The organism is Acinetobacter sp. CAU_H_S170_2, from assembly GCF_058890445.1.
Genome location: NZ_JBZYAE010000001.1, coordinates 1,410,811 through 1,430,520, shown reverse-complemented (window position 1 = coordinate 1,430,520; position 19,710 = coordinate 1,410,811). Strand labels below are relative to the sequence as shown.

At 41.5% G+C, this 19,710-nt stretch carries 18 protein-coding genes; 8 read left to right on the top strand and 10 right to left on the bottom strand.

Annotated elements, in window-relative coordinates; all coding sequences use genetic code 11:
- The first annotated feature begins 162 nt into the window (after nucleotides 1-162).
- A complete protein-coding gene (locus AC5EUN_RS06985; protein ID WP_010326813.1) occupies nucleotides 163-1,833 on the top strand; it encodes an FMN-binding glutamate synthase family protein in 1,671 nt (556 codons plus the stop codon).
- 58 nt (nucleotides 1,834-1,891) lie between these two features.
- Here AC5EUN_RS06985 and AC5EUN_RS06980 read toward each other — a convergent pair whose 3' ends face one another.
- The 4 genes from AC5EUN_RS06980 to AC5EUN_RS06965 are packed head-to-tail and all read right to left on the bottom strand — an operon-like array spanning nucleotide 1,892 to nucleotide 5,600.
- Entirely contained in the window at nucleotides 1,892-2,923 is a 1,032-nt protein-coding gene (locus AC5EUN_RS06980) for an alpha/beta hydrolase (protein WP_010326814.1), read from the bottom strand.
- Complete coding sequence (locus AC5EUN_RS06975) at nucleotides 2,923-4,035, bottom strand: YdcF family protein (RefSeq protein ID WP_010326815.1); 1,113 nt, start codon at nucleotides 4,033-4,035, stop codon at nucleotides 2,923-2,925. The genes AC5EUN_RS06980 and AC5EUN_RS06975 overlap by 1 nt, the downstream gene beginning before the upstream one ends.
- Before the next feature lie 4 nt (nucleotides 4,036-4,039).
- Nucleotides 4,040-5,077, bottom strand: a complete 1,038-nt coding sequence (gene murB / locus AC5EUN_RS06970) for a UDP-N-acetylmuramate dehydrogenase (RefSeq protein WP_010326816.1) — start codon at nucleotides 5,075-5,077, stop codon at nucleotides 4,040-4,042.
- 13 nt (nucleotides 5,078-5,090) lie between these two features.
- Nucleotides 5,091-5,600 carry a low molecular weight protein-tyrosine-phosphatase gene (locus AC5EUN_RS06965; RefSeq protein ID WP_010326817.1) on the bottom strand — a complete coding sequence of 170 codons (510 nt, stop codon included), beginning with the start codon at nucleotides 5,598-5,600 and terminating at the stop codon, nucleotides 5,091-5,093.
- Nucleotides 5,601-5,714: 114 nt separating this feature from the next.
- On the opposite strand from AC5EUN_RS06965, the gene AC5EUN_RS06960 reads away from it, so the two are divergent.
- Both AC5EUN_RS06960 and AC5EUN_RS06955 read left to right on the top strand, forming a co-directional pair.
- Entirely contained in the window at nucleotides 5,715-6,875 is a 1,161-nt protein-coding gene (locus tag AC5EUN_RS06960) for an iron-containing alcohol dehydrogenase (protein WP_010326818.1), read from the top strand.
- A 52-nt stretch (nucleotides 6,876-6,927) separates the two neighbouring features.
- On the top strand, nucleotides 6,928-7,371 hold the full coding sequence (locus AC5EUN_RS06955) for an acyl-CoA thioesterase (RefSeq protein ID WP_130235068.1): 444 nt from the start codon (nucleotides 6,928-6,930) through the stop codon (nucleotides 7,369-7,371).
- On the opposite strand, the gene dnaX is transcribed toward AC5EUN_RS06955, so the two are convergent.
- From dnaX to AC5EUN_RS06930, 5 genes are all read right to left on the bottom strand, one after another.
- Nucleotides 7,364-9,466: a DNA polymerase III subunit gamma/tau gene (dnaX, locus tag AC5EUN_RS06950; protein WP_131230386.1), complete on the bottom strand. Its 2,103-nt coding sequence runs from the start codon at nucleotides 9,464-9,466 to the stop codon at nucleotides 7,364-7,366. The genes AC5EUN_RS06955 and dnaX overlap by 8 nt on opposite strands.
- 260 nt (nucleotides 9,467-9,726) lie before the next feature.
- Nucleotides 9,727-10,182, bottom strand: coding sequence for a copper resistance protein NlpE N-terminal domain-containing protein (locus AC5EUN_RS06945; protein WP_130235070.1), 456 nt, complete (start codon nucleotides 10,180-10,182; stop codon nucleotides 9,727-9,729).
- A 71-nt stretch (nucleotides 10,183-10,253) separates the two neighbouring features.
- Nucleotides 10,254-11,498, bottom strand: a complete 1,245-nt coding sequence (locus tag AC5EUN_RS06940) for a serine hydrolase domain-containing protein (RefSeq protein WP_227557097.1) — start codon at nucleotides 11,496-11,498, stop codon at nucleotides 10,254-10,256.
- Between the two features lie 74 nt (nucleotides 11,499-11,572).
- Nucleotides 11,573-12,427 carry a MaoC family dehydratase gene (locus AC5EUN_RS06935; protein WP_130235072.1) on the bottom strand — a complete coding sequence of 285 codons (855 nt, stop codon included), beginning with the start codon at nucleotides 12,425-12,427 and terminating at the stop codon, nucleotides 11,573-11,575.
- A gap of 147 nt (nucleotides 12,428-12,574) precedes the next feature.
- Entirely contained in the window at nucleotides 12,575-13,966 is a 1,392-nt protein-coding gene (locus AC5EUN_RS06930) for a 3-oxoacyl-ACP reductase (protein ID WP_130235073.1), read from the bottom strand.
- 240 nt (nucleotides 13,967-14,206) lie between these two features.
- On the opposite strand from AC5EUN_RS06930, the gene AC5EUN_RS06925 reads away from it, so the two are divergent.
- On the top strand, nucleotides 14,207-15,724 hold the full coding sequence (locus AC5EUN_RS06925) for an acetyl-CoA C-acetyltransferase (RefSeq protein ID WP_029575037.1): 1,518 nt from the start codon (nucleotides 14,207-14,209) through the stop codon (nucleotides 15,722-15,724).
- A gap of 107 nt (nucleotides 15,725-15,831) precedes the next feature.
- Nucleotides 15,832-16,383, top strand: a complete 552-nt coding sequence (locus tag AC5EUN_RS06920; protein ID WP_010326826.1) for a hypothetical protein — start codon at nucleotides 15,832-15,834, stop codon at nucleotides 16,381-16,383.
- A gap of 46 nt (nucleotides 16,384-16,429) precedes the next feature.
- Here the strand turns inward: AC5EUN_RS06920 and aceI are convergent, their stop codons facing one another.
- A complete protein-coding gene (gene aceI, locus AC5EUN_RS06915; protein ID WP_010326827.1) occupies nucleotides 16,430-16,864 on the bottom strand; it encodes a chlorhexidine efflux PACE transporter AceI in 435 nt (144 codons plus the stop codon).
- 99 nt (nucleotides 16,865-16,963) lie between these two features.
- Between aceI and aceR the strand changes: the two genes are divergently transcribed.
- From aceR to leuE, 3 genes are all read left to right on the top strand, one after another.
- Nucleotides 16,964-17,851 carry an HTH-type transcriptional regulator AceR gene (gene aceR, locus AC5EUN_RS06910; protein ID WP_063454283.1) on the top strand — a complete coding sequence of 296 codons (888 nt, stop codon included), beginning with the start codon at nucleotides 16,964-16,966 and terminating at the stop codon, nucleotides 17,849-17,851.
- 92 nt (nucleotides 17,852-17,943) lie between these two features.
- Complete coding sequence (gene tal / locus AC5EUN_RS06905; protein WP_010326829.1) at nucleotides 17,944-18,930, top strand: transaldolase; 987 nt, start codon at nucleotides 17,944-17,946, stop codon at nucleotides 18,928-18,930.
- Between the two features lie 70 nt (nucleotides 18,931-19,000).
- Nucleotides 19,001-19,651, top strand: coding sequence for a leucine efflux protein LeuE (gene leuE, locus AC5EUN_RS06900; RefSeq protein WP_010326830.1), 651 nt, complete (start codon nucleotides 19,001-19,003; stop codon nucleotides 19,649-19,651).
- The last annotated feature ends 59 nt before the right edge of the window (nucleotides 19,652-19,710 follow it).

The window sequence follows — 19,710 nt, the reverse complement described above, 5'->3', positions numbered from 1 at the left end:
CTTTAAATTCTGAAAGATATCAATCTGTATAAAATTTATCCATAATTTTAATATTGGATTCCCACAGCAAATAATAACGGGCGTAACAACAATTTATTACTTGTAGATGAAACAGAGACTTGGCACATTAGGTTTAAACAATCTGGAAGGATGCCCAGCCATATGTCTAGCCCTGCTCAATCCATACGTCATAAATTACTCAATACTTTTTTTTCACGGCACTCCATTTGGCTACTGTGTATTTTTATTTTTTTGAGCATTTCTTTTTTTCATTATAGTCATACCCCCATCTATATTAATTATTTTATTTCAGACACTTTACTAAACAGTATTTGGCTGATAACAGGTTTACTGAGTCTTGTTGGCTTGCATGATGTTTTACAAAATAAACATTCGATCTTAAAGAACTACCCGATTATGGGGCATTTTCGTTTTATTTTTGAAGATTTTCGCCCTGAAATTCGCCAGTATTTTATTGAGGCCGATCAAGACGCACTGCCTTTTTCGCGTATGCAACGCAGTTTGGTCTATCAACGTGCAAAAAACCAAAATGCAGATAAACCCTTCGGCTCCATTATCGATGTCTATGCAGACAACTACCGCTTCATGACCCATTCACTGAGCCCATGCACACCTGCTGACCCTAAAACCTTCCGTATTTTGGTGGGCAATTCGCAATGTTCACAACCTTATAGTGCTTCTATTTTCAATATTTCAGCCATGAGTTTTGGCAGCCTGAGTGCCAATGCCATTCGCGCTTTAAACAAAGGAGCGCAAATGGGTGGTTTTTACCATGATACTGGCGAAGGCAGTTTAAGTCCGTACCATCTTGAGTATGGAGGCGATATTGTTTGGGAGTTAGGCAGTGGTTATTTTGGCTGCCGTACTCTAGATGGCCAATTTGACCCTGAAAAATTTGCCGTTCAAGCCAAACGACCTCAAGTCAAAATGATCGAAATCAAGCTCTCTCAGGGAGCAAAACCCGGTCATGGCGGGATTCTACCGAAAGATAAAATTTCTGAAGAGATTGCTGAAATACGTGGCGTCAGTCGCGATCATGACTGTGTTTCTCCCTCGAGTCACTCTGCCTTCAAAACGCCAATTCAGATGATGCATTTTATTCAAAAACTGCGTGAGTTATCTGAAGGTAAACCAGTCGGTTTCAAGCTGTGTATTGGTCAGCCTTGGCAGTTTATGAGTATTGTTAAGGCCATGCTACATACTCAAATTATTCCTGATTTTATTGTTGTAGATGGTTCCGAAGGCGGTACAGGTGCAGCACCTATCGAACTGATAGACAATATGGGCGTACCACTACGTGAAGGCTTACTTTTCGTACACAACACACTGGTCGGTGCGGGTTTACGTGATCAGATCAAAATTGGTGCCAGTGGCAAATTGGTTAGTGCCTTTGATATTGCTAGTACCATGGCAATTGGTGCAGATTGGGTCAATTCTGCACGAGGATTTATGTTCGCAGTGGGCTGCATTCAAGCGCAAAGTTGTCATACCAACCAATGCCCAGTCGGTGTTGCGACACAAGACAAAGAGCGTCAAAAAGCACTACATGTGCCCACCAAAGCCGAACGCGTGCTGCATTTTCATGACAACACATTAAAGGCACTTTCAGAAATGATTGCTTCAGCGGGCTTAAAACATCCAGCAGAAATTAAAGCGCGCCATTTAGCGCAGCGCATTAATGACCGAGAAATTCGAAACTATGCGCAGCTACATTTTTGGTTAAAAGATGGTGAGCTGCTGTCTTGTGAAAATAAAGATGAAGAGAACTTCTATTTCCGTATGTGGAATATGTCCAAATTAGAACATTTCTAAATAAAAAGGAGGCTCTATTAGCCTCCTTTTTATTTTCGATAACAGAAATCACAGAATGTTAGTAATATCCACTTGATGAACCCTGTGCATGTAAAAAGGCTGGGATTAGTCCTGTTAAGGCCGCACGAATATCCGAACGTTCATTGATCAATTGATGCGAACCTTCCTCCAACATCAATAAAGTTTGTAAGCGGAACTTTTCACGAATAAACTCAATGTTATAACGCCAGTCTACCGTCTGATCCAGCGCACCTTGAGCTAACCAGACAGGAATGCGACAGGCTGGGCGTTGCTCCATTTCCAACATCCATTTGGACATAGCCAAAATCCAGTCCATACCCATCATGCGAGGTTGTAACGGATCTTTTAAACGGACAAAACGTAAGAACTCAGGGTTATGGTTATTCCGCCTAAAATGACGCGGTACTTGGCGTTTAATCCGACGAATAATGCCTAATCCAACCGAGTTATGCCACCAAGCGGATTTTGCAGGCCGAATGAGTGGCGACAACAACAAAACACGTTGCACATAAGGGTTTTCACGGCGTTCGGCAAACTCAAGCAAATGATGCATCAAAATCGCACCACCCGTGCTCTGCCCTATGCCTAGCCACGGTTGCGGTAGCTGTTCTGCATGTTTGACATAGCGCACCACAGCATGTAACACATCTTGATAATGATCAAAATTTTGGATATTCGCGGGTGATCCATCACTGAGTCCATGCCCTGGAAGATCATAGGTCAGTACACTAAAGCCTTGGTCAAGTAGTTCTTTAATAATGGGTTGGTAAATTCCGCTATGCTCTAAATAACCATGCAACAGACAGACTGTACCTTTAATTTTTTCGATTTTTGGTGCAAAAACTTGGACATGCAGCTTAAACAAAGGCATTTGAACATAACCTTGCCAGTGGTCACAGTCCAATGCGTCTAAACCATATAAACGACGATAAGACACCATCTCCACCGATGCCTCATACGGCTGGTTTAGATTCAAAGGCATTAGAAGCTGTGGTGTCGTCTCACGACTCGGCACAGGAAGTTCAAGCTGTTTGAGTACAGATGGATTTAAAAAAGGAAGTTCAGGCATTATGGAATCTCCCTACAGTCACTCGAACCCAACAGTACATCGCGTATCGTTGCGAGCATTTCATAATTGGCACGGCGACTATGATCATAATTTTGTTCACTTGGACGCCATTGGGTTAATTGAGTCGGCATAGGCGCCTCAATGGGCTGTGTTTCGATACCATTTAAAGCAAATAAACGGCGTGTACGTGGCATATGATATTGATCTGTAATTAAAATCACTCTAGGCGCACCACCTTTTTTCTGCAACAGCAAAGAGCTAAAGCGCGAGTTTTCGCAGGTATTCATACTACGATCTTCCAATAGTTTCGCATCGACTCCACGTGCCTTTAACCATTTTTGCATATACGGGGCTTCGACACCGCTAAGCACAATGGGCAGCTTGAACTGTTTTTCGACCTGCAATGTGGTTTCAAGACGTAGTCGCGTATATTCATTCACCACAATATCTTTACGGTTTTTATCTAAAGTTAATCCACCACCCAAAACGACTATGGCATTCGGCATGTTTAATGCCGCTTTTCTCTCTTCATTTTGTGCATGTATTTGTGCGATGTCCTGATAGATTTGTTCATCTATCGGCTCTTCCTCTACAGTCTCTACTTTATGCGTTTTTAAAAAGTCGAGATAATTTTCCATCAAGGCTTTATTTTCTTTGCTATTCAGCTCTAGCAGTTCTTTGACATTTTCAGTCGGGTCAACCTCAGAACTTGCTGTCTCAATCACCAAAGGAATTTGAGGCTTTTGCTCTTTTTCTTGCTCTTCACGCTGTTCAGAAATAATTAACTGTTGTAGTGCTTTATAACGTGCCTGAATCGTGGTTAGGTTTTGCGAATTATGTTCTTTGATTTGCTCTTCCATCAACTGTAAGTACGCTTGACGGGCAATCCACAAATCAGAGCCCGGTTCTAAGCTTTCTTGCTCACTGAGTGCCGCCATTTTTTGACTTTGTGCTGCAACTTCATTGACGTCTACAGGGACAAAGGTATTCAATGTCGCCACAATCAGCTTAGAATAAAAAGGCGTATAAATAAAAATCATTAAACAGCCGAAAAATGCAAACAGCACCGAAGTGATTTGCATTAAACGTACCATTTTATGGGTTTTACTCATACTTTTAACGATCCTGATAAGATTGGATGAGACCCGCTGAATTAAATAGCACAGGCTCAGGTTCCAACAAAACTTTAAATTTATTATACACATCCTGCTGTACTGCACGGTATGTGCTCTGTACATCGTTCAAATCTGCATTGGCATAATTCACTAAAACCAAGGCTTGTTTGGCAAACATCCCGACCACACCAAGCTGCTTACCTTTCCAGCCTGATTGATCAATCAACCAACCTGCTGCAATTTTAACATCACCATTCGGCTGCGGATAATGTGGCAATTTTTCAAATTGTTCGGCTAAAAGGTCATAAGTTTGCTGACTAATAATTGGATTTTTAAAAAAACTACCTACATTTGGAAATTCTTTCGGATCAGGCAGTTTACTTTGACGAATCTGAATCACTTGTTGTTGTAAATTAAAAGCTGTTAGCTCATCACCTACGGCTTGTTTTAAGTCACCATAGCTAATTTTCAAATCTTCTTTTTTCAACAACTTGAAGGTCACATGCGTAATCACATAGCGATTTGGATCATCTTTAAAAATACTATGACGATAACTAAATGCACAGTCTTTAGCTTGAATATCGCTAAATGTTTTCAACTGTCGGTCATAGACTTGCACGCTTTCGATGAACTCACCGACCTCTACACCATAAGCCCCAATATTTTGTACAGGAGATGCACCCACGAGGCCTGGAATCAACGCCAAATTCTGTAAGCCAAATAAATGGTGTTCTGTCGTCCAAAGCACAAAGTCATGCCAAACTTGACCCGCACCGACCCGTATAGTTTTGGTAGTTGCATCTTCAGACAGGTTTTCTACGCCTAGAATGTTCATATGCACAACCAAAGCATTAATTTGTGCAGGAAGCAGCATATTACTTCCACCAGATAGAATCATGACATTCAAAGCGTGTTGCTGTGCATAATCCAATGCTTCTACAAGCTCATCTGGACTGTGAATTTGAACATAATGAGAGGCTATCGCATTTAAGCTTAACGTATTAAAAGGTTTAAGCTGTTTTTGTGTTTCGATTTGCATGCACGAACCTTAATTACTGTTCAAATTGTTGTTTAAAAATACTGACCCACGCTTGGCTGCTTGACTCACATTGGTCAATAACACGTTCAAAACCATCAAAGCCACCATAGTAAGGATCAGGTAATGCTTGCTGCGGATACTGCGCATCATGTTCAGACATCAGTGCAACTTTAGCGCGGAGAGGTTGAGCACCAAATTCAATTTGCGCTGTTTGATACAACGCTTGAATATCGTCAAAATTATTGTAGTCCATCGCCAAAATTAAATCGAAATGGACAAAATCACGGGTCTGCAACTGTCGTGCGCGTAAACTGGATAAATCATAGCCCCGTTTTAAAGCATGTTCTTGACTACGCAAGTCAGGTGCTTTGTTGGGATGGTAATTACTGGTTCCCGCCGAATCGATTTCGATGTTGAGCTGATGTGCATCACAAAAATGTCTGAGAACTACTTCTGCCGTGGGAGAACGACAAATATTTCCTAAACAGACACATAACACCTTATAGGGCGCTGTGAATGACATAACCACCTCGAAACAGCTTTATTTTCAAGTGTCTTATGTTAAGTTATTTAGAGGATGAATCCTATAGAAGTACAAAACAATATTGTTGGATAAGATATAAAAAAGGATGCTGTTATGAACCAATTTCAATTTCAAACTGTGCCGAATATTATTTCAGGCTTAGGCAGCATTCAACAGCTCAGAGAAATTTTAACAGCACGCCCTTATCAACATCTGTTATTGGTTACAGATGCAGGCATGTTAAAGCATCAGCTTCACCTTCCCATCTTAGAAATTTTAGAAGATCTCTCACTCACTTACAGTATTTACAGTGAGGTTGAAGCAGATCCGAGTGAACAAATTGTTTTAAATGCGGTTGATTATGCCAAACAGCAAAAGGTAGATATCGTTTTAGGTTTTGGTGGCGGCAGCTCTATGGATGTTGCAAAAATTATTGCCATCCTCAGCCATCCTGCACAGCAGCAAAAGTTATCAGATCTTTATGGGGTGAATAATGCCCAAGCACCTCGTCTACCCTTAATTTTAGTCCCTACCACTGCAGGGACAGGCTCTGAGGTCACACCAATTTCGATCGTTACCACAGGTGAAACGACAAAGACTGGCATCGTAGCACCCGTTCTTTTTGCCGATGTAGCGATTTTGGATGCGACATTTACTGAAAACCTGCCGCGTCATATTAGTGCTGCCACAGGCATTGACGCGATGGTACATGCGATTGAAGCCTATACCTCTAAAATCAAGAAAAACCCCTATGCAGACATGTTAGCAAAACAGGCTTTAAAACTGCTGAATCAAAACCTCAACTTGGTGCTAGAAGATGGTCGAAATTTAGAAGCTCGACAAAATATGTTAGTCGGTTCGATGTTGGCAGGACAAGCCTTTGCCAATGCCCCAGTAGGTGCTGTTCATGCGCTGGCTTATCCATTGGGTGGACATTTTCACATTTCTCATGGACACAGTAATGCCTTAGTGCTGACAGAGGTTTTAAAGTTTAACCTCCCCCAAGCTAAGCAACATTATGCGGAACTGATCTGCTGGCTCGACCCAAAAAGTACAGGCTGTACCGATGGTCTTTCTGATCTTTTCGTCGATCATATGCAAAACCATTTAGACCGCAGTGGTTTAACCTTAAAACTCAAAGAATTAAATGTTTCTGAACACAGTCTAGATCAGCTTGCAACCGATGCCATGTTGCAAACACGCCTACTACAAAACAACCCAAGAGAACTAGAGTGGCAACAGGCACGCGAAATTTATCAAGCCATTTACAGCTAAGCCATATAATTAACTTAGGCTACTTATAAGATGATTTTTAAGGATGATATCGATGAGACAAGCTGCAAAGACACGTGATCAATTTCATTATTTTCTACCGATTCAAACACGTTGGTCGGACAATGACCTCTATGGCCATGTCAACAACGTCACCTACTATAGTTATTTTGATACTGCCGCAAATGCCTTACTGATTGAAAAAGCAAATTTTAATATTCACCAATCCCCTATTATTGGTTTAGTGGTCGACTCAGCATGCAGTTTCTTACATGAGTTGTCTTATCCTGAGATTATTGATGTTGGTGTGACTATTTCCAAAATAGGGAACTCTTCACTCACATACGAACTTGCCATTTTCAAATTTGGTCAAGAAACTGCTTCAGCTCAAGGACATTTTGTTCATGTCTTTATAGACCGTGAAACACGAAAAAGCACACCGATTCCCTCTGAAATGCGGAGTGCTTTGCACCACTACTTAAGCCATGACATTACTTAAGTTGAATATTGTGTAATTCACCATCAAAAGTTTGTACAAGACCTTTGACCGTGTCTTCGTTTTGTAGTAATTCATGCGCACGTTGAAATGCTTTTTGCTTGCGCTGCGCCTGCATGGTGTACGGCGTAATCGTTTCAACTTCTGCATATTTCACATCAAAACGCGTCTGAGGCCATTCAGCTTTGAGCGCATCTTCCAAAACATGACGTAATTGGGTGAGGAGTTGCTCATAACGCTGCGGAATCATAAACACAGACTCGGCATTAATTTGCCCAGCCATTAAACCTTGCTGAGCCAGCTCTTGTACCGCGGGTGATAAGCCACTGCTTCTGAACCAGTACTCCCACTTCTCCACCGTCCACTCACCGACTAACTGCTGCGGTTGTAGTTGTAAAATATCTTGCGGCATTAAATCGACTGATGCAGATGAAACCTGTTCAGGTTGAACAGACTCTACAATAGCAGCAACAGTTTGCTGGCTTTCATTTTCCACAACTTGGGTGTCCTGTACGCTATCAGCAGAAAGTACTCCACTTGCTAAATCAAACGACTCCGCTTGCACAGCAGGTTCAGCTATTACTGCGACAGGTTCAACGGATGCTTTATTTTGACTTTCTATATCTAGCGGTACAATTTCATCAAATAAGAAATCATCACTATTTGGCTCATCGTCATTGCTTTGCGCATTAAATTCGTCTGCTTCATCTAAATCAAACAACACTTCATCGCTTGAAGGATCAAAAACGATTTGATCAGATTGCTGAGATGCATCCACTGGTGGTTTATTATCTTCGGCGCTTTCTGAAAGATCGACATCATCAAGTCCAGGCTTAAACTCAGGTTCTGCATTCTGAGTTATTGCAGCATCTTCAAATTCTACTTCAACATCTACAGTTTGAGCATCTTGCTGCAAAGCCGTTTCTGGATCAGAAGTCAGTATTGCCGTTTGTTGTACAGATTCGGATTCAACTACAGCGCTATTCGTCTGAGCCACCAGCACTTCATTCGGTTGTAATGGACGGAACGCCAACATACGCAGCACCGACATTTCAAAGCCTTGCTCTTGCGTGACTGCTAGCTGTAATTCAGCACGTCCTTTACATGCAATTTGGTAATAAAGTTGCAAGTCTTGCGCAGCAATTTGCTGAGACAATTGCATGATTTTTTTATTAATTTCAGCACTATATTTAAGACTAAGTTCTGGCAAATATTGTAGTAATGCCAATTCATGTAAAGTCGAAATCAGCTGATCCAAAACTAAAGATACATCCAGTGCTTGCTGGCGGAATTGCATCAGCAACTCACTCACCCATTGTTTTTGATTTTGATGTATTGCAAGGATCAAATCATAAATAATAGTACGATCGATTAAACCCAACATTTCTTTGACATCTTGGTGCTGGATAGCACCCTGACCGTAAGCAATCGCTTGGTCTGTCAAAGAAAGTGCATCACGTAATGAGCCTTGGGCAGACTCTGCAATTTGCCAAATCGCATCTTGTTCGGCTTGGATGCTTTCTTTATTTAAAATATTCCCCAGATGCTCGGTAATTTCATCGACAGCCAACGGGCGTAATGTAAATTGCAAACAACGCGAAATCACGGTAATTGGGAGCTTTTGCGGATCTGTCGTTGCAAAAAGGAATTTCACATGTTCAGGTGGTTCTTCCAATGTTTTGAGTAAAGCATTAAAAGAATGCGTAGACAGCATATGTACTTCATCGATTAAATAGACCTTAAAACGACCTTGTGTCGGCGCATAAGGAACATTGTCTAAAAGTTCTCGCGTATCTTCAACTTTAGTCCGTGATGCCGCATCGATTTCAATTAAATCAATAAAACGGCCTTCATTCACGGCGGTACAGGTTGGGCAAACTTCGCACGGCGTCGAAGTCACACCCGTTTCACAGTTCAAGCACTTCGCCAAAATACGGGCAATGGTGGTTTTTCCGACCCCACGCGTTCCTGTAAATAAATAAGCATGGTGCAAACGTCCGCGCTCCAAAGCACTGGTTAGTGCTCGAGAAACGTGGTTTTGCCCCACTAGCTCATTAAAATTGCGAGGACGATATTTCCGTGCAAGTACCTGATACATGTATGCTCCTTTTTATAGGCCTAAGCATACTGTTTTTTTGCCAAAGAGTGAATGAATTACTTCACTCCGTTCTCGCATTTCTAAGCTATAAACCTGATTTAGATCAATAATCCAAAAACCATTAGCTCCATTTTTATCCCACTCTCTATCTCAAGCTATTTATGTATTTAGATTATGGATTTGAAATAAAGTGAGAGCTTTGGAAAAGTAAAAAGGTGTAAATATTAAAATGAATTTCTAAAATACAGCTATTTAGGAAATTAAGCTGGTTTCACTAAAATAAAATCACTCTGCATTTGATATTTTTTTCCAGTCACATCTTCACGTATTTCTAAAACACGATCTTCTAAATCGATATAAAGCAAGTTTCGCGTTGTCATATTCACTAACTCTACCTTGTGCTGATCTTGAGCATTAAAACGAAGTGCTCCAGTCAAAGTTTCGATTTCGTTATGGCCACTCAAACTTTCTCGTTTTAGGGTATAAGTCATGTTTTCATGCAGCTCTAGTGCAACTGCCATACCCGGACAGTCTTCACAACGGGACAAACATCCCATACACGGCATTGTCCCCTGATAACTCCCAACCCACGCAGGAATAATCTGCTTTTGTTCTGCCACTTGAAGTTTAGACTGATCATGTTGCGTTTGATTCGCCTCGGAACAACCTAACAATAATCCTGTAGCAACCAGCGGGATAAGAATGGGAGCCTTCATGTCACAAATATTCAAAACCTAAACCGCGACGAACATAACATATTTTAGACGATGACTAAATCTCAGACCTGTCAAAACCAACCTTTTTTACCTTTTAAGACCGCATCTACGCAGCGTAAACTTTCTTGGCTCAAAGCCCAAAGTCGATAATCCCCAGTTAAAGAACCTGTAGCAAAGTTATGTGTATAAGCAAAACTTAAGCCTCGCTCACTATCGCCCCAAGCCCCTGAACCATTAAAGCCCATATGACCAAAACCTTGCTCTGCGGTTTTTCCTAAGGTTAATATACGGTGATACCCCAAGCGCCAATGCATAGGTATCGGCATCACGCGATCTCGATCGGTATATTGCACTCGACTCAACTCAGAAAACACATCTGGACGAATCAACTGCTGACCTTTCCAAATCCCTTTTTGAGATATCATCGCATACACTTTGGCTAAACTATTGGCTGTAAATACACCATTTGCTGCGGGAATGATCGCCTGAATCGCATCATCATGGTAAAAGCTGACCTTTTTCATGCCTTTGGGAATCATGCCATCCTGAAAATCTTGTGGATCTTGCCCTGACCACTGCATCGCTTTATCAAACAATGAAACTTTACGTACCTTCGTTGGACTTTTTTGATTTGGTTGGATAGGTACAGGACGGACAATGGGTCGTGCGATACGTTTTAATTCAGCACTGGGTGCACCAAAGTAAGCCCCATCTAGCTCAAGTGGCTCAACTAAATAGGTTTGGAAGAGTTCAGTTAAAGGTTTGCCCGTTGCTTTTTCCAAAGTACCACCGACAATCCAACCAAATGACAAAGGTTGATAGGCAGCATCTTGACCAATTGCAAAACGTGGTTGCGCTTTTTCAAATACGTCTAACATATGCGTCCAGTCCAACATTTCTGTCGCATCAGCAATGTTATTACGGATATCAAATAATCCGCTTTGATGACTTAGCACATGTCTTAGCGTCATCTTTCCTTTACCATTTTGGGCAAATTCAGGCCAATAATCCGCAATCGGTTGGTCGTAGCTCAGCACACCTTGACTGACTAAAATATGCGCCAAGGTTGCAAGCACGCCTTTGCCCGTCGAATAACACACCGACATGGTATTGGCCTGCCAAGGAGAATCTACCGCTGCTAAACCAGTATAGATATCAACAACTTTTTCACCTTGAAAATATAAAACACAAGCTGCACCGCCATATGCTAAACGAGCATCCTGTAAGCGGCTAAAGAGATGGGCAACACTTTGAAAACGTGGGTCAACATAGCCTTGGTAATGGTTCGGATTCGCTTGTAAATATTGTTTTAAAATTTTCATTTACACATCCTTGTATTTTTAAGCTGACATAAAAAAGCCCAGTGTAATCTAAACTGGGCTTTTTAAAATTATAGTGCTTTGACCTGTCCCGTCACATGCGGTTTTTGATTCTTACTATTTCGAATTAAGAAAGCGGTATTTACACCTTCTGTCGTGGTCATAAAATCGACCGTTGAAGGCAAATACATCGGCAGTTTAAACCAAACATCCGCTTCATAAGCATCAGGCAATGTGATCGAAGCCAACGCTCGCGCCTTACTCCACATGCCGTGCGCAATGGCTTGTTTGAAACCAAAGGCTTTTGCTGTCACCGCATGAATGTGGATGAGGTTGAAGTCGCCCGAGGTCATTGCATAACGACGACCTGTGTTTTCAGAGACTTCCCAGACTGCATTCGGCTGATAATCTGGAGTCGTTGCTTCAACTAATTTTGGTGCTGTTTTACCATCGGTCTTTTGACGTGCTAAATACGTGGTTAATGCTTCAACCACCACTTCATTGCCAACTTTCACCGTGGTAATAAAATCGAACTGAACACCTTTATCATGTGGCTCAAGCGCGCCATATTTACATGATAAAGTGAGGGTTTCATTGACGCCAACTTTACGCATTTGTTTGACTTGATTGCGAATATGTACCAAACCTAGCACAGGAAATGGAAACGGCTCTTGCCCCATCATGTGCATTTGTAGGCTTTGCGATAATACGGCCAAATAAATCGCAGGAATATAACCATTATTTTTAAAGCCACATACTTGGTTATAGGCTTTCAAATGCTTTTGATCGACGTTAAAAGAATCCACCACATACTCAACCTGCGGTAAGACTTTTTCACCTTTTGGCTTTTTAAAGATCAAACCTTGAATGACTTTCGGATAAGCCATATATGGTTTTGGAAGTTGACTAAAATGGCGAGTCTTCATACTGAACCTTTGAGAAGTTTTTATTTCAATATTTTTGAAAGCTCCTTCTCCCTCAGGGAGAAGGTTGGGATGAGGGAAAACTCCCTCCCTTTTATAATATAAAGAATTTATCCCTCCCTAAAGGAGAGATAAATTCAAGCTTTTAAATTAAGCACCCAACAAACTTTGACCACAAACACGTACCACGTTGCCGTTTAAACCAGTCGATGCTGTCGCTGCAAATAAAGCAATGGTTTCAGCAACATCTACAGGTAAACCACCTTGGCTCATCGAGTTCATACGACGACCCGCTTCACGGATTGCAAATGGAATCGCAGCAGTCATTTGCGTTTCAATGAAACCTGGTGCAACCGCATTGATCGTAATGCCATTCGTCAAAGTTGGAGCAGTAAATTTAACCACACCAATGACACCTGCTTTCGACACAGCATAGTTGGTTTGACCTAGGTTACCCGCAATACCTGAAATCGATGATACACATACAATACGACCATTGGTATTTAAACCCTCTTTGGCAAGTAAATAATCATTTACACGTTCAATTGCAGACAAGTTAATGTTAATCACCAAGTCCCAAAGCTCAGGCTTCATATTTGCCAAAGTTTTGTCACGAGTAATACCTGCGTTATGCACGATGATGTCTAAACCACCTTGAGCAGCTGCCGCAGCTTTAATTTTCTCACCAGCATCATTTGCAGTGATATCAATTGCCAGTGTTGAACCACCGATCTCACCTGCAACACGGTCAAGATCTGCTTGCTGCGGTGGTACGTCTAAACAAATCACATGCGCGCCATCACGTGCCAAGACATGCGCAATCGCTTCACCAATACCACGGCTCGCACCTGTCACTACAGCAGTTTTACCTGCCAGTGGTTTAGCCCAGTCTACATCTACAACATCAGCTTTAGAAACACGAATCACTTGACCGGAGACATAAGCAGAACGTGGAGATGCTGCAAAACGTAAAGTTGACTCAAGATTTGCTTCCGCATCTGCATCCACATAAATCAAATGTGCTGCAATCCCCTTTTTAAATTCTTTACCGACTGACTTCACGAAGCCTTCAAGCGCGCGTTGTGCAATCGCTTTTTTAACGCTACCCGCAGTTTCAGGGGTCGTGCCTACCACAATCACACGACCAGAAGCAGCCACTTGACGTGCAATCGGGTTAAAGAAGTTATATAACTCATTAAGTTGCTCTGATGACTCAATGCCAGATGCATCAAAAATAACAACTTTGAATTTAGACTCTTTGTCGCCTGCATTAAATGCACTTAAGTTTAAGCCCACTTGAGCCGCAGCTTGTTGTAGTTGCGCATTGTTACCCGCATAGCTATTGGCGTGGACATTTGCCAACACTTGCGCAATTGCACCAGATAGTGAACTGTTTGCTGCTGCACCCAGTAAAACAGCACCTTTAATCACAGGCGTTGCTGACTCAAAACGGTCTAAAAAAGTTGGTGCAGGTAAACCCAAATTTTTAATGACAAATTTACCAATAGGAGATTTTGCAAATGTTTGGTATTGATCAGTCATGTTTTTATCTCTCATACAAATGAATTGTTGATGGATTCAAAGATATCCTTTTAACTTCAAAGTGATGTCTAGAGTCTTATATTTCAATAGTTCCATCGGTTTCAGTAGAATCATACTTGAGTTATAGAGGATATGTCTTGACCTGAAAGCCTGTTGCAATGTCATTCTAGTCAATTCAGCCCTTTTTATAATATGCTAATGTACACCCTAAGAATAGATTAACATGCTTGGAAAAGCCTTATGAGCAAAACAACTCAAGAAAATCCAGCAGTGGAAAATTCTGCTACGGAAACCGTGTCAAATACATCAAAAAGTACACCGCGTAGAACTAAAAGTACTGGCACGACAACCCAATCAGTAAATAACACGACTAAGCCGACTCGCACTCGTGCTGCGTCAACTCGTAGTAAAAGCCCTGCTTCTTCTACAAATGCTTCAAAACCAAAAACTCAAACTGCTGTTCAACAGGATCAAACCATGAGTCAAAACACTGTTCGCCGCGTGGCTATTATCGGTGGTAACCGTATTCCTTTCGCTCGCTCAAATGGCGCATATTTCACCGCTTCGAATACAGATATGTTCACAGCAGCGCTAAACGGTCTTGTTGAACGTTTTAATATTCAAGGCCAACGCCTTGGTGAAGTGGTTGCTGGTGCTGTTCTTAAGCACAGCCGTGACTTTAACATGACCCGTGAATGTGTACTAAACACTGCACTTGCGCCAGAAACACCTGCTTACGATATTCAGCAAGCATGTGGTACTGGCTTACAAGCAGCGTTCTTAGTTGCCAACAAAATCGCACTGGGCCAAATTGAAGTGGGTGTGGCTGGTGGTGTAGACACGACTTCTGATGCACCAATTGCGTTTGGTGATGGTTTACGTAAAGCATTACTTGAACTCAACATTGCAAAAACGGGTAAAGACCGTTTAAAAGCTTTAACCAAAATCAACCTAAAAGACTTGATGGATGCGCCGAAAAATGGTGAGCCACGTACAGGTTTGTCTATGGGTGATCACCAAGCCATTACCGCGCTTGAATGGGGTATTGCACGTGAAGCGCAAGACGAACTTGCTGCATCTTCACACCAAAAAATGGCTGCGGCTTACGAAGAAGGCTTCTTCGATGACCTGATCACACCATTCTTAGGTTTAGAGCGTGACAACAACTTACGTGCTGACTCTACGGTTGAAAAACTTGCTAAGCTCAAACCAGCTTTTGGTAAAGGCGATGCACGTACCATGACTGCGGGTAACTCAACACCACTTACGGATGGTGCATCTTGTGTGCTTTTAGCATCTGAAGAATGGGCGAAAGCAAACGGTCACGAAGTCCTTGCTTACTTAACCTTCCAAGAAACGGCTGCTGTTGATTTCGTTGAGAAAAAAGAAGGCTTATTGATGGCACCTGCTTATGCAGTTCCACGTATGCTTGAGCGTGCTGGCCTTAAACTTCAAGACTTCGACTACTACGAAATTCATGAAGCATTTGCGTCACAAGTTCTTTCTACTTTGAAAGCTTGGGAAGATCCAAAATTCTGTAAAGACCGTTTAGGTTTAGATGCTCCACTCGGTTCAATTGACCGCACTAAACTCAACGTCAAAGGTTCTTCACTTGCAGCAGGTCACCCATTTGCTGCAACCGGTGGTCGTATCATTGCCACTGCTGCGAAGTTGATTAACCAAAAAGGTTCAGGTCGCGTACTGGTTTCAATCTGTGCTGCAGGTGGTCAAGGTGTGACAGCAATTATTGAGAAATAATCTCGCCTTCGCTGTAAAAAAGCATCTCTTTTGAGGTGCTTTTTTTTACTGGTCAAAACCATCAATTTACTCTATAGATAAAAACATAAAATAACCAAATACAAACTATGCGAAATTCACCGCCCTTTATTGTTTATCTCAATACCCCGATTCGCTATTATTATTTTTACCTCATTCCCTTAGTCATAGCGCTTTTGATTGTCAGCTTCGACTTCCACTTTCAAGGCGTGTTTCCAACCAGCATTGCATCCAACTTGTCCAGCCCGCATAAATTTCTCAATGACTTTTTTGCTATTTGTACTTTCATCTGTCTTGCCCTTATTTTGATCAATTATTTTCGTGTACAACTCAACCGACCACAAGTTCAGCACATCAGGCAACACTACGCAAAACTGAATACACAACAACGCTCAATGTTTAATCCACTAGGCTTAGTGTTTTTTATTTTTATGTTGCTCTTTTTCTGCTTAAGTTGGTTTTTGATCAGTGATGAAATCCCATACACAAATTCCAGTACAAAGAAAGGCGCAACCATGATCTATCTCAAAGGCTTTGCGCATCCATATATAAGCGCTATAGCAAATAGTTTTCATGCTGCCATCACCGTATTTTTTGCCTTAATGATCCCTTATATTTTAAACGTCAGAAAATTCAAATAAGAATCGCATCACATTAAAAAAGCCACGACATTGCGTGGCTTAATTTTTAATTTGAATATTGCGCTTCAGGTTGAATACCCAATTTGGCCTCCACCATGTCATAACACCATTGGAAAATAAAGGTATAAACCAAAATACACATGGTTAAACTGAAGTCGAGTACGATGGCTTGCCAAATACTCATTTGCATTGCATATGCGACCATTGGAATGGTTGCAAGCATCAAACCACCTTCAAAACCAATCGCGTGAAGAACACGTACGCCGATGGTTCTTTTGAGTTTTCTTTTTGCTTCAAACTTTTCAAAAAAATGGTTAAACACCATATTCCATATGACCGAAGTGACTGCCATGGCAATACCGAGTACGCCTGTGACCTCTAAAGGCATATGGAATATGAAACTTAAAGCTACAGCAATGATCACCAATAGGATGATTTCATAGCTGAGCGCATGAATAATCCTTCTTTTGGAAATCAACATTTTTAATTACTCTTTCATGATTGGATGTTGGCTATTTTATTTTTATAATATTGATTAATCGAGTCAGGTTCTTTCAGTAAAACTGAAAGATAGAAAATTATGAATATCAATCAAGAGCAACTGATCATTTTTAAAACCGTGATTGAGTCAGGCTCATTTTCAGCTGCCGCACGAAAATTGGGCAAAGTGCCATCGGCCGTGAGTATGTCAATTGCCAACTTGGAAATAGACTTAAACCTACAACTTTTCTTACGCGAAGGACGTGAGCCTACAGCAACAGCGCAAGCCCTAACCTTGTATGAAAAGACCGAGCAACTACTGACCGAAATGAATCAATGGAAACAGCATGCTCATGCCCTAAGCCACGGTTTGGAGTCCTCGCTCAATATCGTCGTTGTATCCGAACTGCTACATATGCAATGGATCGACTACATCGCAATATTAGAAGCTGAATTTCCCAGTCTACAGATCAACATTTTTTCTGCACCTCAGGAAGATGCGCAAAGAATGTTACTCAACGGTACAGCGCAACTTGCACTGATGTTCGAACGTGAACAGCTGGAAAGCAGCGAACAGTTTGTTGAATTAAAAATGGAAACTTTAGTCCCTGTCGCAAACAAAGACTTTGAGCTGGCGCAATTTTCACAAGTCAGCTTTGAACAAATTCAACACAGTCGCCAGATCGTGGTTGCCAGCCGAGATAAAAGCATTAAACCTGAACTACTTTTTTCTAAAGAATACTGGCGGACTGACAATCATCACTCTGCCTGCGCACTCATTATGCAAAATTTCGGTTGGGGTGTTTTACCCTTGGAAATGCTGAATGAAAACCCTCAGCTCAAAACCCAGTTGAAAATATTAGATCTGCTGGATTTCACCCCAAAGTTTGAATATTTTGTCGATTTGGTCTGGAGTCGTGAAAGTGAATTGGGTGCAGCTGCACGTTTTTTAATCCAATACATCCGAAATCAACGTAAAAAATCGTGATAACTGCTGTTAAAACATCCGAATCCACTTGGGTTAGAAGCAGTTTGTGTTATAAATATTTTATGGGTAATAACTTTAAGAACTAACGATCAATGACACAAACTGCATTAAACCAATTAAAAAGCTTAACCACCATTGTTGCTGACAGTAGCGATTTAGCGGCGATTAACCAATTTCGCCCGCTTGACGCAACGACTAATCCGTCGCTGATTACAGCGGCTGCTATTCAACCTGAAAATAAAGAGTTGATTGAGGATGCTTTTGCTCAAGCCAAAACTGAGGGCTATAAAGAAGACTTACTCATTGAACGCACAATCGACATTCTTACCGTCAAGTTTGGGGTGGAAATTCTCAAATTGATTGAGGGTCGTGTATCTACAGAAGTGGATGCTGCACTGTCATACGATACCGATGCCACCATTGAAAAAGCCAAAGAGCTGTTGGCGCTATATAAAAACTACGGCGTAGATCAAAATCGTATATTAATTAAAATCGCTTCAACATGGGCGGGTATTCAAGCAGCGAAAGTGTTAGAAGCTGAAGGTATCCATACCAACTTAACGCTTTTGTTTGGTGTGCATCAGGCCCATGCTTGTGCGGAGGCAAATGTCACTTTAATTTCACCTTTTGTTGGACGTATTTTAGATTGGTACAAAAAAGCCGAAGGCGTGGACAGCTATCCAGTTGAGAAAGACCCTGGCGTACTTTCTGTGAAGCAAATTTACCAGTTCTATAAAGCACATGGGATCAAAACAGAAATTATGGGCGCAAGCTTCCGCAGTGTTGACCAAGTCTTAGGACTTGCAGGTTGTGACCTTCTTACTGTTGCGCCTAACTTATTGGCAGCTCTTGAACAAGACACACGTGAAGTTAAAGCCCAACTGTCAGCAAGTGATATTGCGCCAGCGACAACTGCACTTAACACACTCAGTGAAACTGAGTTTAGGAATCAAATTGAACATGACTTGATGGCAACGCAGTTGTTACAAGGCGGTATTGATGGATTTATTAAAGCCCGTCAACAGCTGAACACACTATTGCGTCAGTCTTTTGGTCTAGATGAAGAAATTTCAGCTTAACTTGATTTTTCTTCTTTTAAAAGCCGATTTTGCTATCATGCAATATCGGCTTTTTTATTGAGAATATGTTGTGTTTGGGATTATCGACATCGGTACCTATATCATCGGTACAATTTTAATTGTGATTCTACCAGGCCCAAATTCTCTTTATGTGATGTCCATTGCCTCACGTTTTGGTCCGAAGATCGGCTATTGGGGAGCATTAGGCGTTTTCACAGGTGACCTGATTCTCATTCTATGCACGGTACTAGGCGCAGCATCTCTTTTACATACTTTTCCTTGGCTGTTCATTTTATTAAAAATTGTAGGTGCTTTGTACCTATCCTACCTAGGTGGAAAACTCTTATTTGCTGGCGTCAAAACGTGGCATTCATCCCCACAGCATCTTGAAGCAAGTGCAAACCAGAATACTTTGCAAACGCTACACCCGTTTAGATCAGCGCTGACCATTAGTCTTTTAAACCCTAAAGCTATTTTGTTCTATTTGTCTTTCTTTGTGCAGTTTGTTAACCCTAAATACGCTTATCCTGCACTCAGCTTTACTTTACTTTCAGTCATCTTGCAGATCATTAGCATGGCTTATCTTAGCATTTTGATTTTCTCAGGGATTAAATTGGCCAGTTACTTTAACCGTCAGTTTAAAGTTGCCGCTGTCGCAGTGGCAACTGTTGGTTTACTGTTTTGTGGTTTTGGTTTAAAGCTCGCACTTTCCACCCTGTAATTCTCGTGAATAATCTCGTTATTTTCGATAAAAAAACCATTGTATGCTGTTTTCTTTTT

What these genes read in the sequence shown, in the direction of transcription:
- AC5EUN_RS06985 (WP_010326813.1), top strand. Translation starts at nt 163, where the DNA reads ATGTCTAGCCCTGCTCAATCCATACGTCATAAATTACTCAATACTTTT.
- AC5EUN_RS06980 (WP_010326814.1), bottom strand. Translation starts at nt 2,923, where the DNA reads ATGCCTGAACTTCCTTTTTTAAATCCATCTGTACTCAAACAGCTTGAA.
- AC5EUN_RS06975 (WP_010326815.1), bottom strand. Translation starts at nt 4,035, where the DNA reads ATGAGTAAAACCCATAAAATGGTACGTTTAATGCAAATCACTTCGGTG.
- murB (WP_010326816.1), bottom strand. Translation starts at nt 5,077, where the DNA reads ATGCAAATCGAAACACAAAAACAGCTTAAACCTTTTAATACGTTAAGC.
- AC5EUN_RS06965 (WP_010326817.1), bottom strand. Translation starts at nt 5,600, where the DNA reads ATGTCATTCACAGCGCCCTATAAGGTGTTATGTGTCTGTTTAGGAAAT.
- AC5EUN_RS06960 (WP_010326818.1), top strand. Translation starts at nt 5,715, where the DNA reads ATGAACCAATTTCAATTTCAAACTGTGCCGAATATTATTTCAGGCTTA.
- AC5EUN_RS06955 (WP_130235068.1), top strand. Translation starts at nt 6,928, where the DNA reads ATGAGACAAGCTGCAAAGACACGTGATCAATTTCATTATTTTCTACCG.
- dnaX (WP_131230386.1), bottom strand. Translation starts at nt 9,466, where the DNA reads ATGTATCAGGTACTTGCACGGAAATATCGTCCTCGCAATTTTAATGAG.
- AC5EUN_RS06945 (WP_130235070.1), bottom strand. Translation starts at nt 10,182, where the DNA reads ATGAAGGCTCCCATTCTTATCCCGCTGGTTGCTACAGGATTATTGTTA.
- AC5EUN_RS06935 (WP_130235072.1), bottom strand. Translation starts at nt 12,427, where the DNA reads ATGAAGACTCGCCATTTTAGTCAACTTCCAAAACCATATATGGCTTAT.
- AC5EUN_RS06930 (WP_130235073.1), bottom strand. Translation starts at nt 13,966, where the DNA reads ATGACTGATCAATACCAAACATTTGCAAAATCTCCTATTGGTAAATTT.
- AC5EUN_RS06925 (WP_029575037.1), top strand. Translation starts at nt 14,207, where the DNA reads ATGAGCAAAACAACTCAAGAAAATCCAGCAGTGGAAAATTCTGCTACG.
- AC5EUN_RS06920 (WP_010326826.1), top strand. Translation starts at nt 15,832, where the DNA reads ATGCGAAATTCACCGCCCTTTATTGTTTATCTCAATACCCCGATTCGC.
- aceI (WP_010326827.1), bottom strand. Translation starts at nt 16,864, where the DNA reads ATGTTGATTTCCAAAAGAAGGATTATTCATGCGCTCAGCTATGAAATC.
- aceR (WP_063454283.1), top strand. Translation starts at nt 16,964, where the DNA reads ATGAATATCAATCAAGAGCAACTGATCATTTTTAAAACCGTGATTGAG.
- tal (WP_010326829.1), top strand. Translation starts at nt 17,944, where the DNA reads ATGACACAAACTGCATTAAACCAATTAAAAAGCTTAACCACCATTGTT.